Genomic DNA, 19,362 nt, shown 5'->3' with positions numbered 1-19,362 from the left:
GAAAAACACACTTGCCGGATCACGGCGCGTCAGGAAACTGCTTTCGCTCCACGGTCCAATCCTCCGCGTCGCAAAGGCCGCAATCGTCGCCGGTAAACAGACGCCCGGCGCCCATATCTCCGCGCAACTGCCACGCCAACCATGCTGCGCCGACCCGCGCCCATTCGCCGCCGTCTTCTAGCATCAGCGTGCCGCCATGCCCTACCGGCAGGTTGGCCAGCATCACGGGAACGTGATCGATGCGCGCAAAGTCGTCGCTACCATTGGGATAGGCGATATCGGTGGGTCCGCCCAGGATGTAGGCGACAGGCGTGTGCAGGTCATCCAGCCGGGTCTTGTCGATCTGCACGCCGCTCAGGCCGCCGCTGCCGCGGTTGTAGACCCCGCTGCCGAAGGCGATGACGGTGTCGATCCGCGGGTCCGTGCCTGCCAGCAGGGCCTGCAGTCCGCCGCAACTGTGGCCAGTGGCGGCCACAGTTTCCGTATCGATCTTGCCATACAGCGGATCGGCAGGGTCGGCATTCGCGCGGGCGGCCCATTCCAGCGCCGCCAGCAGCTGCTCCGTAGACGTCTCGTCGGGCATACGTTCCGAGGGTGGCGGCAGCATGCGCGGTCCACCGGCGCCCGAAGGCGGGGGAGGAACCTGCAGGAGAACGGCTGTCTCCTGCCGCGGTGTGCCGTTGGCGATCACCAGGAAGCCATGGCTGGCGAATTCGCGCAGGGCATGGCTGGCGCTAAGTCCATTGTCGCGGCATCCGCCGTTGCCCCACAGCACGACAGGCATGGGCTCGGCGGGAAGAACCTGCGGGCGATAGAGTGTGTAGCCCGGAGCATCCTCGCGGCGCTGCGCCACGGCCGGATACTGTCCGCGACCCCCCGCATCGCCGACCTGGCCGGCAATGGCCGGTTCTTCCTCCACCGCGGAGAGCGGCAGATCGATGCGGGAGCCTGATTGCCACCCCCGCCGGATTTCGAATGCCGGGGCAGGATCCTCCCTCACCTCGGCAAGATTGCGCTGCCGCGGGTCGGCCCCGGTAATGACGAAACGCAGCCGGTAACCGGGCTGCACGCGGTGGGAAAGCGGCATCATCGCAATCGGCAGCCGGGCTGTCTCGCCCGGCTCCAGCGGAGCGACACCGGCCTCGTATCCGCTGTGCCATGGCAGTCCGAGATTGTCCCACGGGGCCGGTGCCGTCGCGCGGTGGGAAATCTTCAGGCGGCCGAACGAAAGCACCTCGGCCTCCCCCCCGGGAGAAAGCTGCTCGAGATAGACGAACACGTTGGCATCGGGGCGATCGGCCGACAGTTCGACGTGGGCGACGGGATAGCCGAGGAGGTCCGTGGCTTTCTCGAAAGGCGCGCTGGTATAGCTCAGGCCGTGCTCGGCGAGGCTTTCGGGCCAGAAGGCGAAGTATTCGCCCGAGGCCACGTCGTAATCGACAACCAACCGGTCGCTTCCGGCATCCTGCGGCGATGGCGACAGGCCAGGAGTGCCTTCCTCATCCGGTCCGTTCAGATACCACGCCTGGCTTGTGGAGTGCGTGCCGGGAATGGTTTCGCCGCGCACGTACTCGCCCTCGTCCGTTCCGCGATCTGCCCAGTAGATGACGCGGGGCTGCTGCGAGAAGCCCTGGTCGATTCCCTTCAGGTGGTAATCGAAATAGCGAGTGATCTCGCCCACGAAGTCGAAGCCCGGCGGCGGCACGCAGTGGCTGCCTGGGCCAACCAGCAGCCGGCTGTCTAGATTGCGCGCGGCAACCAGTACCTGGCTCGTCGGTTCGTCTTCCCAATTGCTCCAGTAATAGGTCGCGATGTCGGCATCGCGGATGCGGTCGGCATATTGCCAGACGGCCACCTCGTCCCAGAAGGCATTGCCGGTGTAGGACGATAGGCTGTCGCGGTAGGGCATCTCGTTCCACAGCGCCGCCATCGGCGTGTTCCCGGCGTGCTCGGCCACTGCTGCCCGCAGCATGGCGCCATCGGCGTCGGCATCCACCGGCACGCTGGCGAGGTCGACCGAGGGCGGCTCGTCAGGGCGGGTGTTGAACTGCGCGGTCAGCCCTCCGCGGCGCACGAAGTCGTACTTGTCCCAGTCGGTCGCGCCGATGAAGACCGCTTTCAGCGATGGCGGCGCGGCACCGGCAACAAGCGTGGTCGAACCGCCCAGGTAAGAGCAGCCGATCATCCCGGCATCGCCCGTCGTGTAGGGTTGCTCCGCCAGCCAGGCCAGCAGGTCGCGCCCGTCCATCGCTTCCGTCTGGTCGAGGAAGCCTCGCCTGCTGCCGAAGGAGGCACCTTTACCGCGAACGTCCGCCGTGGCGACGACATATCCTGCGCGGATCAGCGAACGCAGCGCCAGCCCGTCGCCCAGCGCCAGTTCCACCACCTCGCCATCTTCGTTGAAATAGCGTGCCCGGTAGGGCGTGAAGGCAAAGATGACCGGGAGGGGTTCTTCGACGACCCCATCCGCGTCCGCCGGACGGTATATGTTCAGCGCCAGTCGGGTTCCATCGCGCACCGGAACGTAGAGCGATTCCCGCTCATAGTCGGGATAGGGCTGGGCCTGGACAGAGGTCGCCGCGAGAAGCGGGACGAGTACCGCGAGGAGTGCGAGCGCGAGGCGGCGGAGCGGGTTGTTTCGCGCGGGGACGCTCAATCGTCTGACTCCAGCCATGCGAGTATCTCCTCTCTGTTCTCGTCGAGCCGCGGCGGTGCCTTGTCCGTACCCGGTTGACCGGGCTGCATCCGGAAACCGGCGTTCGGCACCTGCGCGCGGCAGGCTTGCGGCAGGCCTTCGATCTCCAGGTCGAGCAGGGCCGCTGACGAGCCAAGCTCTGCCGCTTCGTTCACTTGCCTCACCTTGCCGCAGGGAATTCCTGCCGCGCTCAGGTCGCGTTCCCATGCCTCGGCGGTGCGGGAGCGAAAGATGTTCGTGAGTTCATCGTGCATCGCGTCGAAATTGGCCCGCCTGGCATCGGCGGTCGCGTAGCGATCGTCCGTCAGCCAGTCCTCGCGCTCGAGAATTCGGGCCAGGGCAATGAACTGGTTTTCCTGCACCACGCCCAGAGAGATGTGCCGGCCATCCTGCGTCTCGAACAGGGCGGCCGTCGGGAGCTCGCTGTAACCGGTGTTCCCCATTCGCCGCAGGGCGGAGCCGGTGACGAGGTAGGGCGTGAGCGCGGACGTCATGAAGGACAGGCTCGCATCGATCATCGAGACGTCGATGTAGGCGCCCTTGCCTGTCCGCTCGCGCTGCAACAGTGCCCCCAGGATCGCCACGGCGGCAGTCTGCCCGGTCAGCGTGTCCACGATCGGAAAGCCGACGCGCACGGGAGGATCGCCTTCCGCACCACTCAGCATCATCATCCCGCTGGTGGCCTGCACGATGTTGTCGATGGCCGGCCAGTCGCGGTGCGGGCCGTCCTGTCCGTATCCGGAGACTGAGCAGAACACGATGTCGTCGCGCAGCTTGCGGACCGCATCGTAGCCGAAACCCAGCCGGTCGATGACGCCGGGCCGGAAATTCTCCAGCATCACGTCGCTCTTGGCGATGATGCGCCGCGCTGTCTCCTGATCGCCTTCGTCCTTGAGGTTCAGCGCGATACTTTTCTTGCCCACGTTCGCGGCGATGAAAGCGGGGCTCATCCCGTCGAAGTCGCGGTTGGAACCGTAGTTGCGGAACTGGTCGCCACGGGGGGATTCGATCTTGATGACCTCGGCCCCCATCAGGCGCAGGATATGGCTGGCGAACGGCCCGGCCATGACATGGCTGAAATCGGCGACGGTGATCCCGGCCAGCGGTTGCTGCGTCACATCGTATCTCCGCAAATAACTGTGTCCCGCGCGACAAGGCTTTCGCGCGCCACGCGATAGGCTGTCATGGCGTCTATCCCCATGCTTGCCAGCGCGCGTGCGTTGGCCTCCCCTTCGCGCAGGTAGAGTTCGTCGAACCGCTGCTGATCCTCGTCGTTGGCAGGGGTTATCGTAATGGTGTCGGCGGCGATGGCCTCCCCGGCGGCGGCGGCGGCGCGGTTCTCGTCGGCCAGCGCGCCTTCCCACACAGCAATGCTTTCCTCCAGGATGGCCCGTTCCTCATCGGTGAGCGAGCGCCATACATCCATGTCCATCGCCCGCGAGGGATAGGCACCGCGCGGAATGCGCAGGTCGAAGAAGTAGTCGGTCACTTCCCCGAAATGGAGCGATTGAAGGGTTTCGGGCGGCGCCACCACACCGTCGATCACGCCCTTGGCAAGGGCGCTGTAGACTTCGCCCATCGGCAGATCGACCGGATCAGCCCCGAGGTTGTCGAGCACCGGGAGAAGTTCCGTCGGGGCGCGGATGCGCAATCCGGTCAGGTCGCCCAGCTCCTCGACCTTCTGCGAGCGCGTGAGGATGCCGGGCAGGACCCCGCCCTGCAGGGCGAGCAGCTTCAGGCCTTCCAGTTCCCGGTCGAACTGCGGCTCGCTGGCCGCCATGCAGCGGTAGAGGGCCAGTTGCGTCTCGATGGAATCGGCGCCGCTGTAGAAACCGGTCTGCGTGCGCAGCAGGTGGGTGCCGCCGCGCGTGTAGATCGGGGTGATGAGACCGATATCGGCAACCCCGTGGCGGATTTCCGTCATCGACATGTCCGACGACAGCAGGGCACCCGACCAGATCGGCCTGATCCGGATGCGCCCCTCCGAGCGTTCCTCGACGAATTCCATCCAGGTCTGGTCCGCCCGGCTGAACGGATGGCCGGGAGGATAGGGCGAAGCATAGGTGAGTTCGGTCACTCCCTCGGGCACGGGCCTGCTGCACGCAGCCGCCAGCATCAGGCAAAGGAGGATCGCGAAGCGCTTCATGCGAGGCCCTTCTCGTGCAGGAAGTCCTCCACCAGGGCCACCATGCGGTCGTGGTCCCAGTTCTCGGCATCCACCATGTCGGCATCGATCCGCAACACCGGAACGCCCGCTTCTTCCAGAGATAGCGCGGTCAGGTTGGTGCCCGATTGCGAAAGGCGGTTGTCGGGCGGCAAGAGGATGACGGCGGCATCGATGCCGCAGCGTTCGGCTTCCGATGTCATCCAGCCGTTCATCCAGGGCGGCAGGTGAAGCGTCTCGTTCATCGAGGCGACGCGGCTCGCCAGTGCCTCCATCGGCTTGCCCTTCAGGTCGCGGATGTAGGCCGGACCGGCAAAGGGCATGTACATCGACCAGACGAAGACGGCTCCGAGCTTCTCCTCCAGCGCCTGGTAGAAGCCGGGATCGTGCCATACGCCAGCGCCGATCCACATCAGGCGGAGCCGCTCGTTGCTGGCCGCGCCCAGCCCTTTCTCGATGCGGTCCAGCACCTCGTCGCGGAATTTCTTCGCATGGGCCACAGCCCAGTCGGAGCCGCGGTGCCATTGCGGGATCATGGTGTTGGGCATCTGCTCGGCGATGGAAACCGGGCAGGGACGCGCTTCGCCAATCGCCTGCGCGGCTTCCCAGATATAGCCTTCCTGCTCGTTGATGCGCTCCATCAGCCGTTCAAGCCGCGCAGGGTCGAACTTGCGGCCCGTCCGCTCCTCCAGCAGGGCGATCAGGTCTTCCATCTCCGACACCATCTGGTCGATCCGGTCAGGCTGGTAGACCCTGTCCCACGCATCCCGCGAATGGGCGTACCAGTCTTCCTCCTTGTGCTCCCAGGCGGGCGCTTCCATCGGGTAGAACTCGCTGTCCAGTTCCTTCGCCCACAGCCCGAAGACATGCTGGATGCAATCGCAGGTCAGCCGGGCGACCAGCACGGTGGGCGTCGGCAAGCCGCCCCAGGGCGCAGTTTCAGGTTCGTCGGCCAGAGTGCAGGCCAGGCCAAGCGAGCAGTACTTGCAGCTGTTGGCCGGGAAGCCCTTCTTCACCATGGCATCGAAATAGCGGCCCGACAGCTGCTTGGCCGAGATGTAGGCCGACCACCACTGGTTGGTGATGATCGGGATATCCATGGCGTGGAACAGTTCGTGCGGCGTGTCCGCCTGCACGATGGCGTAGGGCTCCTGCTCGTCCACCACGCGACGCTTCAGTTCCTTGCCGAAGGCCTTCTGGAAAGCCGTCGCTTCCGAGGTACAGGCCAGCGTCTTGCGACTTCGCTGATTGACAGACTGGCTCACTTGAACACTCCATCCTGTTCGAGGCGGTCGATCTCTTCGTCCGACAGACGGGCGATTTCACGAGCGATTTCATGGGCATGCTCGCCCATTGACGGCGCCCGGAAAGGCGCGAGCTCGTCGCCCGAAAAGGCAATCGGCGTGGCGATGTGACCGAAGGTGCCAAGCACCGCGTGTTCGATATCCCACAGCGCGGCGCGGCCCGCTATCTGCGGATCATGTTCCAGCAGGTCCTCGCAATCCTGCAAGGCGCCTGCGGCAATGCCGGCCGCCTGCAGTTCCTCGGCAATGGCCTGGTCCGCACGCTGCCTTGTCCAGGCGGCGATATCGGGACCGGTGATGGCCAGCAGCCGGTCATGATCTTCCTTATCGAGGCATGAAATGGCAACCCACCGGTCTTCACCAGCGGCGGGAAACACGTCCTGGAAATGAACTGCCGGATCGGCGTTCCCCATGCGTTGGGGACGCTCGCCGTCCCTGGCTGCGGCCAGGAACTCGCGCATCTGCTGCACGCAGATCTCGTACATCGAGGCGTCGATATGGCAGCCCTGCCCCGTCTCCCGGCGACGCTGAAGCGCGGCGGCAACGTGGCCTGCCATGACGAAGGGGACGATCACGTCGCCATAGGGCACAGCGCCGGGGATGACCGGCTCGCCATCGGGAAACCCGGTCAGAAAAGTGCGGCCCGACAAAGCCCCACCGGTCCCGTCGACTCCCCATTCCTTCGCCAGCGGACCCGTCTGGCCGAAAACGCTGCCCGAGACCATCACGAGACCCGGATTGCGCTTCACCAGGCTGTCGTAGTCCAGCCCCAGCTTTGCCATCGTTCCGGGAGAGAAATTCTCGACCACAACGTCGGCCCAGTCGATCAGGGGATTGAGCACTTCGCGCGAAGCGGGCTTCTTGAGGTCGAGCGTCAGGCTGCGCTTCGAGGTGTTGAGGTTGGCAAACCACGGCTTGTCGTCGAGGCTGTCCGCGCTCGAGGCGGATACCTGCACATCGAGGCGCGCGAGATCGGGGCGGCTCCGGCTTTCGATCTTCACGACTTCCGCGCCAAGGTCGCCCAGTGTCTTGGTGGTGATGGAGCCGACCAGCGCCCAGGCAAAGTCGAGCACCTTCACGCCCGAAAGCGGCCCGGTACGTTTCCCGGTTTGGACTGCCGGGGCCGTGGTCGCGGATCCCTGGCGCATAATGGCAAAGCGCTCGGGCAGTCCGCTGGGCGTCTCGAGGAAACCGCGCGCGCGCAGGTGCTCGTCTTGCAGGACATCGGCAGGTTCGTTGACCACGCAGGCATTGATACCGCGGCGGCGGCCCTCCGTGGCGATTTCCTCCTTGGTCCTGCCGGCGAAGAACTCTGCCATCGCGGCTTGCCAGGTATCGCGCACCTCTTCGGGCAGGGTCGAGCGATTGTAGGCCAGCCAGTCGACATCGCGCATCGGATTGTCGACGCCAACCTCGTCCATCCAGTCGGACAGGGCCTTGTTGGCGGGCGCGCCAAGTCGGCCCGTCATCAGGGCATGGAAGCAGTACCCGTCCGCCAGTTTCCAGATGACCCGCACCTTGGCCCGGCCATAGGCGATGCACTGCCCCGCCCGGTCCAGCTTGCGCCGGTCGAACTGCCACACGAGCACGCCGTTGACGTTGCGGCTCATCGCCACCTGCTGGATGGATACGTCGACGTGCTGTCCCTTGCCGTGCGTGCCGCGTGCGAAGTGCGCCGCCATCGCCCCGGACGCGGCGACCATATCGGCATGGAAGGTGCAGGCATCCCCCGCTTCCTTCACCGGCTTCTCTCCGGGCTTACCGGTCAGCCGCAGCGCCCCGCCCATCGCGGAGGAAACCAGCTCTCCTCCGCGCCAGCCCGAGCGCGGCCCGCCAGAACCGAACGGAGTGACGGACACATGAATAGCGGTGTCGTCAATTGCCATGTCTGCCGTGGCTTCGCGGCCAACGTCGTCGATGACGAAGCTCGCTCCTTCGACAGGCCCGCCGATTTCGGCGCCAAGGGAGGCGAGGTAGCGCGCCAGTGGCCGCTCGTGCATGTCGCCGAGCACGGCTACACGGTGGCCTTCGAGAAAACTCATGGTTGCACCTTCTTGAGGAAGTTCGCGATCTCTTCGGGCGCACCGTCGCGGGCGCGCCAGTCGCGGCGGGTGAGGACGAGTGCGGGAATGCCGGAGGCTTCGAGCGCCTCGCGCTCGGCGGGAAGCTGCCAGCATTGCGCTTCGTCTTCCTCGATGCGCCAGAGCACCACCGCCTGCACCGCCAAGGCGGAGATCGCTTCGCTGAGCGCCTTTCCGGCATTCGCAAAGCTGCGCGGGCCGCGGGTGCTCGCGTGCAGATGGCGACCGAGCGCGGCAAACGGATCAGCATCTTCCTGATCGATAGCCTCGCCAGGATCCATCCAGCCCTGTTCCAGTGTCGGACCGATCGCGCCGTATCCGCACCATTCGATTGCGTCGTGAAGGCGAAGGTCGGGCGGCGGCGTTCCGGCGAGCAGACACACGGGTGCATCGGGATACCGCTGCGTGTCCCTTCTCTGCCGGTTCGTCGAGGCAATCGCCTCCGTCAGCGAAGCAGCACTCAGCCCAAGCCTCTCCGCCAGTTCCTTCACCTTCGCGATCGTGCGATCGAGGCTCGCTTGGCGCGGTATCTTGCAGACGTCGAGGATGAGCGGCTCCGGTCCGGCCAGGCGGCCGCGCCGCTGCAGCTCGCAGATGTAGTAGTACAGCCGCTGCGAAGTGTCGTCGGCGCGGCTGAAAAGCACCTGATCCAGCCCGTCGTATTCGCCTTCCGCCCACGCCTCCAGAACCGGGGGCGCCCACGGGGCGAACTTGCTTTCGAGCCACTTGTCCGCTCGCGGCGTGTCGCGATCGGGATCGAAGCGAACGGCACCTGCAAAGCGACCGGTGGCTGCCAGCAGATCGATGGGAAGGTTGGGACCGGCTATCGCTATCATCTTCAGGTTCCGAGCAGTTGTGGTAGCCACAGGACCATGGCCGGGAACAGGATGATGAGAAGGAGATGGACGAAATCACCCGCGAGGAAGGGCAGGACGCCCCTGAAGATACGGCTGATCGAGATGTCTTTCGCCACACCCTGCATGACGTAGAGATTGATGCCCAGCGGCGGCGTCAGGAAGCCCACTTCCATCGCGCGCACGAGGAAGATGCCGAACCAGATGGCGGTCATGCCCGTGCCCTCGACGATGGGTAGAAGGATGGGCGTCATCAGCAGCATCAGCGCCAGCCCGTCCAGCACGGTGCCGAGGATGAGCAGGAGGATCGCAATGAGTAGCAGCGTCACGAAAGTCCCGGTGCCCAGCCCTTCGACGAACGATCCCGCAGCTTCCGCCAGTCCGGTGACCCCGACGAAGGCCGAGAAGATCAGCGCGCCGATCACGATCAGGTAGATCAGACCCGTGGTGCGCAAGGTCTCGTGGAAGGCGTTGAACAGGTTCTCCCGGTTCAGCTTGCCGCGCAGGCCCGCGATGACGAGAGCGCCGGTCGCGCCGATGGCCGCCGCTTCGGGAGGACTGAACCAGCCCAGCGCAATCCCCCCGATCACCAGCAGCACCAGCACGATGATCTGCCAGATGCGACCGAGTGCGCGCAGGCGTTCGCCCCATCCCGCCCGCTCTCCCGAAGGGGCCAGCTGAGGCCGAAGGCGGACGAGCACGAAGACGACGACAGCATATATCAGCGCCTGCGTCAGGCCGGGAATGATCGCGGCGGTGAACAGGCGACCGATCGATTGCTCGGCGATGATCCCGAAAACGATCAGCGCGCCCGACGGCGGGATCATCTGGCCCAGCGTTCCCCCCGCCGCGATGGTGGCGGTGGAGAGCCGGTCGTCATAGCCGCGCCGCTTCATTTCGGGATAGGCGACGAGGCCGACCGTCGCCGTCGTCGCGAGGCTGGATCCGTTGATCGCGCCGAAGCCGCCGCAGCCGGCGATGGAGGCATAGGCCAGACCGCCGCGGCGATGCCCCACCAGCTTTGCCGCGGCATCGAACAGGTCGCGGCTCGCATCCACGGAAAAGAAGATGTGCGCCATGAAAAGGAACAGGGGCAATGTGCCCAGCTCGTAACGCGTCATGGTATCGATCACCACGACACCGCTCTTTATGAGTGCCGCCTCCGGGCCGAGGACCAGCATCAACCCGCCCAGCCCAACCAGGCCAAGGGCAGCGCCAATTCTGCCACCCGCCAGCAGCAGGACGAACAGGACTGCGATACCAATCAGGCCGGTGCCCGGCGTATCGATCATGACTGCGCCTTCCTGACGATGCGAAGCGCCAGGCTGGCAGCGGCAACCAAGAGACAGGCATTGGCGAACATGCGCAGCCAGCGCCACGGAACGCCCAGGATTTCGCTCTGTTCATGAGCGTCCCACAGGTCGATCGAAAGCCAGATCGAGCCGGCCAGCAGGCCGACGAAGAAGATCAGGGAAAGGGCGTCAGATACCCTGTCCGCCAGCACTTGCGCCGATGGCGAGAGCCGGTCGATGAAAAGTCGTACCCGCGCATGGGACTGGACGATGGTGGCGATAACCAGACCAAGCGCGCTGGAAACGAGGATGGCCGCCTGCATCAGCTCGATCGAACCCGTAACGGGCAGTCCCACGTGCCTGCCGATGACCGCCAGCGTGTCGATGGCGGTTGCAGCGAGCAGGGCGATCCCCCCCATCCATATGGCGATGCGCAGCCACCTGTTCATGCCGCGACCTCGACCAGGCCATCTTGGCCAACACGGATGTCCGGGAGCCCGGCCTTTCGGGTGATGTCCTCCACGTAGCGCGCAATTTCCTCCGCCCTCGCCCCCTCGGCCAGTACCGGACGGCCGGGCGCCTCGACATGGACAGGCACGATTGCCGCGTTGGCAGCAGCGCCATGTCGCAGCGTCAACCTGCCGATGAATCCGTTCACGGCATCGGGATGGAACGGCGCGAGGAAATAGGCCGGGTCGGGCTCGAAACCGAACAGCTCCTTTCTGCGCTGCGCCCATTCGCGCCGCGCCGGATGGTCCTGGTCGGGGGACAGCGCCCGGGTGACGACACAACCGTTACCCAGCCCGTGAAAGATCGGCACGCCTTTGTGAAACTCGATACCCTGGACGATGTGCGCATGATGGGAGACCACCGCATCGGCCCCCGCATCGACCGCCAGCTTGGCGATCTCGCGTTCGTAGGGCGCGACATGGGCCGGGGTGTGGACCTTCCCCTTATGCAGGGCGACGATCACGTGATTGGCGCCGCCCTCGCGCGCCTCGGAAATGTCGCTGGTAAGGATCTCCAGGGCGCCGGGAGCAGCGCCCTGAAGATCTGCGATGGGTCGCACCGGCGAGCCATCGACCGTCTCGAGCGGCAGGTATGCACACCCGGCGCTTTCGTCCGTGGCCCAGGCCGCTTCCGGCCCGATGCAATTGTAGCTGAGCAGGGCCACCGTGTGCCCCTTCCGTTGTGCGAATGCCGGTTTCCGGGCCTGTTTCAGGTCCTCACCGGCACCAGCGAACGCGATCCCGAGCCGGTTCAGTTCGGCAGTCGTCTCGGCGATCCCGTCCGCTCCGCGATCCGCGATGTGATTGCCCGCCAGCGAAAGCATGGCGAAGCCGGCCTCGGACAGAGGTGCGAGGTTTTCCAGTGGTGCACCCGGCGCAGGCACATCCCCCTCCAGTTCGGACTCGCTGGTAGTATGAGGGACTTCAAGGTGACCGATGGCAAGGTCCGCAGCCTTCAGGGCAGGAGCGATTCCCGCGAGCCAGTACCCGGCGTCAGGTTCATCCAGAACCAGATCGCCGGTCACGGCAACGGTAATCGCATCCTGCATTTTGCGTCCCTGATTGCCGCTGGCTAAAAGCGGATCCGTGCCCCAATGGCGAACTGCCGCCCAATCGGATTCGCGGCGGTTGCGTCGTAGCCACCGCTTCCGTTTCCGCTCGGCGCGAAGTTTACATACGGCGGATCCGCGTCGAACAGATTGCGCACTTCACCGTTCAGTTCCAGCCCCTGCAGCGTCCCGGCGAAAGTATCACCGACACGCCAGGTGAGAGCAAGATCGACGGGTGTGAAGGAATCCACGTCCTCTCTCGGCGAGACCGCATCATTGGTGTATCCGCCCACGTGGGTAAGCGACAAGCGGGCAGTCACTGGTCCGTGATCCCAGTTCGCGAATGCACGCGCCTTGAAACGCAGTGGCTGGAAGATGAGGTTCAACTGATCGACCAACGGTGCAGCCGGTGTGATCGCTACCTCGTAGTTTGTAAGATACGTACCCGATGCCCCCAGTGTCAGGAGATCGCTTGCTCCAATATCGGCGAAGTAGCGGATATTGAAATCGATACCCTGCGTGACGGACTTGCCAAGGTTCAGGCTGCGGCCGTCGACGAACAGGTTGACATTGCTGACATCTCCGCCAGGTATCGGCGCACCGCGCACTGCGATCCCCTGGTCCAGCAATTCTTGGACCCGGTTTCGTGCCGCCTGATCACGCAGAATGACGCCCGTGCCTTCATATTGCGCTTCCTGGGCAAGGATCGAGAGGTTGGAGAGCAACCCGATAATCTGATCTTCATAAGCCACGTCGAAATAGGTGAGGGAAATACGCAGCCTGTCGACCGGCTCGACATCCATGCCCACAGACCACGTGGTCGCTGTTTCCGGGCCAAGATCTAGGTTGGGACCGGAGCCCAAGGTGAAGCCGAGGATCGGGGGGCCGCCCGCCGGATTCTGGTAATTCTGGCCGTACAGATTGGTGCTGTTGCCGTAGATTTCCGGAATGGTCGGCGCGCGGAAAGACGTGCCGTAGCTGGCCCGCAGCTTGAGCCGATCGACCGGCTCCCAGTTGATGCCGAATTGCGGGTTTGTCGTCTTCCCAGCGTCGCTGTAGCTATCGTGGCGAATGGCCGCGGTCAGTTCCAGAGACTCGAAACCGGGCCGCGCATTAGCCCGTCCGAAAATCGGAACGAGCAATTCACCGTAAAAAGAATCCACGGTCCGGCCGAATTCCCGGAACGCGATTTCGGTCCCCGGCGCGCCCCTGGCAACGCCCAGGGCCACATCGAATTCCTGCCGCTCGTAACCGACGGCGAGCAGTGCCTCTCCCCCGGGAAGATCGAATAGCGGGCCACTTGCGCCGAGTTCATAGAAAGTGAGTTCGCCATTGGTCGGAGCGAGAAATATCTGGTCGAAGATATCGTCCAGCACGGACTGGTTGGTGCGTCCGAGGCCATAGGGATCGAAAGCGGTTGCCGGATCGCTGCTGGCGAGCGCGGCCGCCAGCGCACCTCTGTCAAGGTCATTATAGGAGCCGGAGAAGTCCTTCGTCTCGCCGTAGGCAAATAAGCCTTCCAGTTCCCACGCGTACGGAAGCTGGATACGCACTCCGGGCGATATCTGCCAGCTTTCCGCCGAGCCGCTGGACTGGCTGGACGGGATGTCATTGATTAAGTTGTAGTCAATGATGTAGCTCGAACCCGTGAAACCTTGGGGGCGAACGAAGAAGGCATTGGTTTCCGGCACGGTCAGACGGGTCGACACAACAGGTGCGCGCCGTTCAAACTTGCGCTTTGAATAGAAACCGTCGGCAAAAATCTCGATGCCATCAGTTACATCGAAGCTGGCAGTGCCGTTGACTGAGTCATAGGCCTGCGCCGGGAACAGATCCTGCCCGATGTTGCTGTTGCAAAGGTTGACGGTGCCCGGTGTGATCGAGTTGGCGTTACCAGGGGTGAAGGTATCGGGAAGCGCATAGGTCGTGGCGCCGATGATCAGCGTGCCGGGCGCGCATCCCGTAACCCGATAATCGTTGCCGCCGAACGGCGTCTGGTCCGAGACAAAGAAGTCCCGATCATCACCGCTGAGGTTCGACCGGTCGACATGCTCGTAAGCCAGCATAACCTGGCCGCGATCAAAAACCTTTCCGACTGCGACGCCAGCCGCCCACTCATCGAAATCCCCGTCTTCGGACGTATTGTAGCGCGCGAACGCTTCCACTCCGTCGAGGGTGCGACGCGGGATCAGGTTTACGACGCCGGCCACAGCGTCCGAGCCGTAAATTGCCGAGGCACCGTTCGCGACGACTTCCACACGCTCTACACCGAGCGTGGGAAGGACAGACGGGTCTGTGGAACGGCTGTTGTTCACCACGCGGTGCCCGTCGATCAAGACCAGCGTCGCGTAGGGACCGATACCGCGCAGGTTGATCGTGTTGCCATAGACGATATTGCCGGAACCGCCGGATTGGGCTCGGGAATTTTCCGAGACCCCGAGATCGAATACCTGCGGCAGTTCGCGAATTACCCGGTCGATCGTAACATTGCCCGAAGCGGTGATCTCCTCGCGCCCCAGGACGGTCGCGGTCGCGCCCACGGGCGCCTCACCTGTGCTGACGCGGCTGCCGGTTACGATGATCACATCGTCCGGCTCTGCCTCGTCGTCCTGGTCCTGCGCCATGGCCGGCGCCGTGATGCAGGCCATCGCGATCGAGGCGCTGCAGAACAGCGCGCTGCGAAACAGGTCGTGATTCTTGCTTGCTTTCGTCATGTTTCCTCTCCCCAGGCCGGTCCGGAACTTGACGTCCGGTTTCCCACCAATCGCGGGACCCAATCCCCGCTTCGAATTGCAGTGTCCCGCTCGCGCCTGTTCACCGCAAGGAAAAGTTGGCTGACAAAATTGTTGACAATTTCGTCAGCCAAGGGTGAAAACGAAGGGATGGACGAGATTGCCAAGGCCCTGCCAGCAAGCGGCCCGCCCGCCGCAGAGATCGCCGACTGGATACGGTCCCAGATCCGCGCCAACCGTTTCGTGCCCGGGCAAAGGCTGGTGGAGGTGGACATCATTCGCCGGACCGGCGGTAGCCGCTCCAAGGTTCGCGAGGCTTTCCAAAGGCTGGCAGCCGAAGGCCTGCTGGAAATCGAGGAGTTCCGCGGGGCATCGGTCCGCGAGGCGTCGCTCGAGGAAGTCAGCCAGCTATACCGCGCGCGCGCCGCTCTTGAGGGAATTTGCGCAGCCGATTTCACCCGACTTGCCACCGATGAAGACAAGGAACGGCTGCGCGAGATAACCGAGAGAATGGAAGCCTGCGTAGAATCCGGCGCGGCGGAACAGTTCGGAAAGCTCAATTCCGAATGGCACACGATGATCATGAGGGTCACGGGGAACGATGTTATCGCCGACCTGGTTTCTCGGCTGAACACGCCGGTCCACCATCTTCTGTTCGAGAGCTTCTATCGCGGTGACCGTATGAACGAGGCAACCCAGGATCACCGGGCCATTCTCAACGCCATCATGGAAGGTAATGCGGAGGCTGCGGAGAAGGCGATGCGAACTCACGTCGAAAACGGGCTGCGGTTTCTCAGATCGCTCGACAAGGCGCTTTTCGGAACCTGACGCCCTCGGCCTCAGCCTTCCGGCACGATGTCCCGTTCGGCCATCCACTCGAACAGTCGCGGACCCCAGAGATCGACGGTCATCGAGAAGTTGGGGACTTCGTAAACGTGCAGCTCGACCTTCGCGTCGGCAGCCTTCCAGATCGAGAACACCGCGAGCAACCCGTCCGTCACCGGGCCATGGTCGGCCTCCGTCACGAGATAGAGGGGGGGAGCCGGCTCCGGTACGTGAACGTCCTGCAGCGAGGGGCCGAAGATGGAGATCAGAAAGTCCGGCCGCTGTTCTGGCGGGGCATCTGCCAGCATGGCCCCGAAGGCCACCCCGCCTCCGGCCGACGTGCCGATTGCGCCAATGCGTTCGGGGTCCAGTCCAAGTTCGCCACTGCGCGCGTGAAGCATGGCGAAGGCGGCCTGTGCGTCCTGCGTCGCGAAGTTCAGGACTTGCGCGCCCTCCACGTCATCGGGCGCGGGATTGGCGTTGCCGTTGACGATTTCCATCGAGGGGAAACGGATCGGCGGCGCATCGGGGTCCGGTGTCCTGCACCGACGGTCGATCATTTCTCCGGAAAGTTGGCGCGTACGATATTCAAGTAGCATCACGGCAACGCCGTGGGCGAGAAAAGCCTCGATTTCGGCATCGGTTCCCGTGCCTCTGCCGAGCACGCGCAGTCCGCCGCCGGGAAGCATCAGCACCGCTGCACCAGTGCGCTTCCTGGCTTCCGGGAGGTAGAGCTCGTACCGGGGCTGGCTGGTGTTGTAGATCGACACGTCGCCACGGCATTCGGTCACCACGCGCGCCTCGGTCCAATCCTGGGATCCTGGCGCCACCCCCGGATAGAGGTTGCCCTGTTCATCAGGATCGACAGCTTGTGCGGGATAGGCGCAGCAAGCTGCCAGGACACTAAGGATCGCCAACCGCATCGGAGTTCTCATAAACCCTCTCAAGGCCGCTCGGGAAAATTCTTTCGATCGACAGCCCAATCCTCGTCACGGCACAAAAGGCAGTCAGGCCCCACGAACCACCGGGCAGCGGCATGACTGCCCTTGATTTGCCAGTCGAGCCACGCGGTGGACACGGTTGCCCACTCCCCCCCGTTTGGAAGCTGGAAGGTTCCGCCGTGACCCACCGGCAGACTGGCGGAGAGCACCGGAACGTGGTCAATCAGTTCGAAATTGCGGGTTCCGTGCGGATAGGCGATGTCGCTCGGGCCGCCGAGGATGATGGCCACGGGCGATTGCAGACCTGCGAGATCGGACTGCAGGATCTCCACGTTTCCGGGCGGGCTCTCGTCCACGCTGTAAACGCCACTGGCCAGGGCCATCACGGTCTTGATCCTGGGATTGAGGCCCGCGGCGAGGGCCTGCAACCCTCCGCAACTGTGCCCAAGGGCAGCGACACGCGAGGTGTCGATCATGTCGAAATATGTGTCTTGCGGATCGGCATCAGCCGCCTCGGCCCAGTCGATGGCGGCGAGCATCTGCGTCACGCTCGTTTCGTCGGGCGTTGTGCGCTGCGGGCGTACCGGCCCCTCGGACGGGGCGGCAGGTGCCTGGGACACATCCGGGAGTTCCGCTAGCACTTCGCGCTCTTGCCGGGCGCTTCCATTCGCCACCACGAAATAGCCCTGACTGGCGATTTCCCTCAGGAAGTGGCTGGCGGAAAGGCCGTTGTCGCGGCAGCCGCCATTCCCCCAGAGCACCAGCGGCAGCTTGAATTCCGGCTGCCGTGCTGGACGATAGATCGTGTATCCCGGCGCGTCCCTCCGCGCCTCGGCAATCGCGGGATAGGGGCCGCTCCCTGCGGGAGCTCCGATCGGACCGGCCGGATAGGCTGCGGGAATGTCATCCTGAGCCAAGGCGGACGGAGCACCCAGAACGGTGGAGGCGAACGCAAGAATGCCCATGGCAATTGCACTATCGAATTTCATCTTCAGCCTCCGCGGCAGGAATTACAGGGAGTTCCAGAAAGGATTGTCCGGGGCCCCACCAGACTTGCCAGACGGGGCGGTCACCTTCGGCGGCGGCCTCCTGCAATTTCGGGTGGATGGCAAAACTTGGGCTGTCGGCACCGGCAATCGAAAGGCGAATGCGGTGGCCTTCGCGGAATACCCAGCTCGTCGGCATGAGGTCGAACACCAGCCGCAGCTTCCGCCCGTCCGCCAGCGGCCGGGCGTCATAGTCGGCAGCGTCGAAACCTTGCCAAGGCAGTTCCGGACGCACGGCGATGGAGGTGTCACCGCCGGTGACCATCTGCGAGATTGGTCGCAGCTGGTGGTAGTTGGCCCTTAGCTGGCCCTCGGTGACCAGCAGCGAGGAGCCATCGGGCGCGACGTCCTCCAGATAGACGAAGACATCGGCTTCGGGTGTGTCCGAAGACATTACGAGCTCGACAATCGGATGCCCGGTAATTTCGGTGTCCTCACCCAGCGCGCCTGTCGAGAAGGCCATCCGGCGCGCGGCGTCCCCATCAAGCGACATCGGCATGTCGGCCCGCGAAATGCCGTAGTTCCACCGACTTGCGCCCGACGAAACGGACGTGACATCGAAGTCGACCTCGTAGGTGCCAGATCCCACGGAATCCGGCGAACCCTGCGACAGGCGTCCATCGTCGAGATGGAACTTTGTCGCGATTGCTCGGGCCAGCGGCCAGCCCGCTTCCCGCCGCCAGCCCTCGCCCATTACGTAGAGCAGCACCGGGTCTAGTTCATCGAGGCCATTCTCGATCCCGCGCACGTGATGATCGAAAAACCGGAGCTTCTCTTCCAGCATCAGCGCATTGGTCGTCGGGTCGTCGAAGTGCTCGAAGTAAGGTCCGGCGCGGTAGATGTCTTCTCCGGCACCGGCCGGAAGGCCGCCATGCCCGGTGGGCGCCATCATCAGCCGCGTCGGCGTGTGCCCTTCGAGAGTGGCGAACCACAAGGTGCTGTCGCGGGCGTGATAATCGAACCAGCCGCCGCGATTGTATACGGCAATTCCCGACCGGCCGATCTCGGCAGGCCGGTTGGCGGGATCGACGTCCTGATAGGTGTAGGGCGTGCCTGCCAGCTTGCTGTCACGGTGCGGAGCCTCGGCGAGCCGATCGAGCGTGAGCTGCGTATTGTCCAGATGCTGGCGCGTGGCCCGCAGGTAGAGGTCCTGTCGGCTTTCTCCGTCGGCGTAGATCACTTCGCTCTCGTTCAGAAAGCTCCCGTCGCCGTCGGTATCGAGCGGAATCTCCTCCACCCATTCGCCGTCCCCGTCCTCGTCCACGGCCGGCGCAGAGGGAAGTTGGCCGTTGGCGGGATCGTAGACGTTGCGTGCCGAGCGCGCCATCGAAGCAGAGGCGAAGGAGGACAGCGCGTTGTTGAGGATACCGCCGGGATAGAACATCGACCCGTAATCGTCGAAGCCGGCGATCTCGGGGAAGATCGCGCGCAGCCCGCGCGGGGCGTGGGCCGCAGTCGAATACTGGATGAAGCCCTGGTACGAGGACCCGATCATCCCGAGCGAACCATCGGACCAGTCCTGCGCGGAAATCCATTCCACGATATCCGCGCCGTCGCGGCCCAGTTGCGGGCTGCGGTCGAGATCGCGCGTTCCGAAGGATGCTCCTCCGCCGCGCATTTCCGCCAGGGCCACGGCGTATCCGTGCCCCGTGAAGAATGTGAGTTCGGCACTGCTCATGACCGGCGTTATCGTGCCGTCGGCGAGGTCGATGGTCTCCCGGCGTTCCGGCAGGATCCACAGCAAGGTGGGATGCGGCCCTCGTCCACTCGGACGGTACACCGACAGCGCCAGCCGCGTGCCGTCACTTACAGGGACCAGATAGGCATGGCGCTCGTATCCGGCCGGCGCAGCGCTCACCGATTTATGTGC

At 64.3% G+C, this 19,362-nt stretch carries 14 protein-coding genes; 1 reads left to right on the top strand and 13 read right to left on the bottom strand.

Features of this window, described 5'->3' with window-relative positions:
• Positions 1-19: 19 nt before the first annotated feature.
• Genes AAA989_RS10830 through AAA989_RS10785 form a run of 10 tightly spaced genes read right to left on the bottom strand, consistent with a single transcriptional unit; the run spans position 20 to position 14,662 of the window.
• On the bottom strand, positions 20-2,674 hold the full coding sequence (locus AAA989_RS10830; protein ID WP_338243453.1) for a CocE/NonD family hydrolase: 2,655 nt from the start codon (positions 2,672-2,674) through the stop codon (positions 20-22).
• Positions 2,653-3,813, bottom strand: coding sequence for a CaiB/BaiF CoA transferase family protein (locus AAA989_RS10825; protein WP_338243451.1), 1,161 nt, complete (start codon positions 3,811-3,813; stop codon positions 2,653-2,655). The genes AAA989_RS10830 and AAA989_RS10825 overlap by 22 nt, the downstream gene beginning before the upstream one ends.
• Positions 3,810-4,841 (bottom strand): TRAP transporter substrate-binding protein DctP, encoded by a 1,032-nt coding sequence (gene dctP / locus AAA989_RS10820; RefSeq protein WP_338243449.1) that lies wholly within the window; start codon positions 4,839-4,841, stop codon positions 3,810-3,812. The genes AAA989_RS10825 and dctP overlap by 4 nt, the downstream gene beginning before the upstream one ends.
• Positions 4,838-6,124 (bottom strand): 2-hydroxyacyl-CoA dehydratase subunit D, encoded by a 1,287-nt coding sequence (locus tag AAA989_RS10815; protein ID WP_338243447.1) that lies wholly within the window; start codon positions 6,122-6,124, stop codon positions 4,838-4,840. Before AAA989_RS10815 ends, dctP begins: the two co-directional genes overlap by 4 nt.
• The gene (locus tag AAA989_RS10810) at positions 6,121-8,205 is read right to left on the bottom strand and encodes a CaiB/BaiF CoA-transferase family protein (RefSeq protein ID WP_338243446.1); all 2,085 of its coding nucleotides are present in this window, start codon (positions 8,203-8,205) and stop codon (positions 6,121-6,123) included. Before AAA989_RS10810 ends, AAA989_RS10815 begins: the two co-directional genes overlap by 4 nt.
• Positions 8,202-9,080 (bottom strand): hypothetical protein, encoded by an 879-nt coding sequence (locus AAA989_RS10805; protein ID WP_338243444.1) that lies wholly within the window; start codon positions 9,078-9,080, stop codon positions 8,202-8,204. The genes AAA989_RS10810 and AAA989_RS10805 overlap by 4 nt, the downstream gene beginning before the upstream one ends.
• Before the next feature lie 2 nt (positions 9,081-9,082).
• Complete coding sequence (locus tag AAA989_RS10800) at positions 9,083-10,390, bottom strand: TRAP transporter large permease (RefSeq protein WP_338243442.1); 1,308 nt, start codon at positions 10,388-10,390, stop codon at positions 9,083-9,085.
• Positions 10,387-10,839 carry a TRAP transporter small permease gene (locus tag AAA989_RS10795; RefSeq protein ID WP_338243440.1) on the bottom strand — a complete coding sequence of 151 codons (453 nt, stop codon included), beginning with the start codon at positions 10,837-10,839 and terminating at the stop codon, positions 10,387-10,389. The genes AAA989_RS10800 and AAA989_RS10795 overlap by 4 nt, the downstream gene beginning before the upstream one ends.
• Entirely contained in the window at positions 10,836-11,948 is a 1,113-nt protein-coding gene (locus AAA989_RS10790; RefSeq protein WP_338243438.1) for a CapA family protein, read from the bottom strand. Before AAA989_RS10790 ends, AAA989_RS10795 begins: the two co-directional genes overlap by 4 nt.
• A gap of 23 nt (positions 11,949-11,971) precedes the next feature.
• Positions 11,972-14,662, bottom strand: a complete 2,691-nt coding sequence (locus tag AAA989_RS10785) for a TonB-dependent receptor domain-containing protein (RefSeq protein WP_338243436.1) — start codon at positions 14,660-14,662, stop codon at positions 11,972-11,974.
• Between the two features lie 168 nt (positions 14,663-14,830).
• Between AAA989_RS10785 and AAA989_RS10780 the strand changes: the two genes are divergently transcribed.
• On the top strand, positions 14,831-15,508 hold the full coding sequence (locus AAA989_RS10780; RefSeq protein WP_338243434.1) for a GntR family transcriptional regulator: 678 nt from the start codon (positions 14,831-14,833) through the stop codon (positions 15,506-15,508).
• An 11-nt stretch (positions 15,509-15,519) separates the two neighbouring features.
• On the opposite strand, the gene AAA989_RS10775 is transcribed toward AAA989_RS10780, so the two are convergent.
• The 3 genes from AAA989_RS10775 to AAA989_RS10765 are packed head-to-tail and all read right to left on the bottom strand — an operon-like array spanning position 15,520 to position 19,350.
• Positions 15,520-16,422, bottom strand: coding sequence for an alpha/beta hydrolase (locus AAA989_RS10775; RefSeq protein WP_338243432.1), 903 nt, complete (start codon positions 16,420-16,422; stop codon positions 15,520-15,522).
• Positions 16,423-16,448: 26 nt separating this feature from the next.
• Entirely contained in the window at positions 16,449-17,435 is a 987-nt protein-coding gene (locus tag AAA989_RS10770) for an alpha/beta hydrolase (protein ID WP_338243430.1), read from the bottom strand.
• Positions 17,422-19,350 (bottom strand): CocE/NonD family hydrolase, encoded by a 1,929-nt coding sequence (locus tag AAA989_RS10765; protein WP_338243428.1) that lies wholly within the window; start codon positions 19,348-19,350, stop codon positions 17,422-17,424. Before AAA989_RS10765 ends, AAA989_RS10770 begins: the two co-directional genes overlap by 14 nt.
• Positions 19,351-19,362 lie beyond the last annotated feature (12 nt).

Origin of the sequence: Aurantiacibacter hainanensis, from assembly GCF_036321025.1 — a bacterium.
GTDB classification, from domain to species: domain Bacteria; phylum Pseudomonadota; class Alphaproteobacteria; order Sphingomonadales; family Sphingomonadaceae; genus Alteraurantiacibacter; species Alteraurantiacibacter hainanensis.
Note: the sequence above shows the minus strand (reverse complement) of the source record. Positions and strands in the feature narration are given on the sequence as shown.

Coding starts and splice junctions, on each gene's coding strand:
- AAA989_RS10830 (WP_338243453.1), bottom strand. CDS start 2,674: ATGGCTGGAGTCAGACGATTGAGCGTCCCCGCGCGAAACAACCCGCTC.
- dctP (WP_338243449.1), bottom strand. CDS start 4,841: ATGAAGCGCTTCGCGATCCTCCTTTGCCTGATGCTGGCGGCTGCGTGC.
- AAA989_RS10810 (WP_338243446.1), bottom strand. CDS start 8,205: ATGAGTTTTCTCGAAGGCCACCGTGTAGCCGTGCTCGGCGACATGCAC.
- AAA989_RS10805 (WP_338243444.1), bottom strand. CDS start 9,080: ATGATAGCGATAGCCGGTCCCAACCTTCCCATCGATCTGCTGGCAGCC.
- AAA989_RS10800 (WP_338243442.1), bottom strand. CDS start 10,390: ATGATCGATACGCCGGGCACCGGCCTGATTGGTATCGCAGTCCTGTTC.
- AAA989_RS10795 (WP_338243440.1), bottom strand. CDS start 10,839: ATGAACAGGTGGCTGCGCATCGCCATATGGATGGGGGGGATCGCCCTG.
- AAA989_RS10790 (WP_338243438.1), bottom strand. CDS start 11,948: ATGCAGGATGCGATTACCGTTGCCGTGACCGGCGATCTGGTTCTGGAT.
- AAA989_RS10785 (WP_338243436.1), bottom strand. CDS start 14,662: ATGACGAAAGCAAGCAAGAATCACGACCTGTTTCGCAGCGCGCTGTTC.
- AAA989_RS10780 (WP_338243434.1), top strand. CDS start 14,831: ATGGACGAGATTGCCAAGGCCCTGCCAGCAAGCGGCCCGCCCGCCGCA.
- AAA989_RS10770 (WP_338243430.1), bottom strand. CDS start 17,435: ATGAAATTCGATAGTGCAATTGCCATGGGCATTCTTGCGTTCGCCTCC.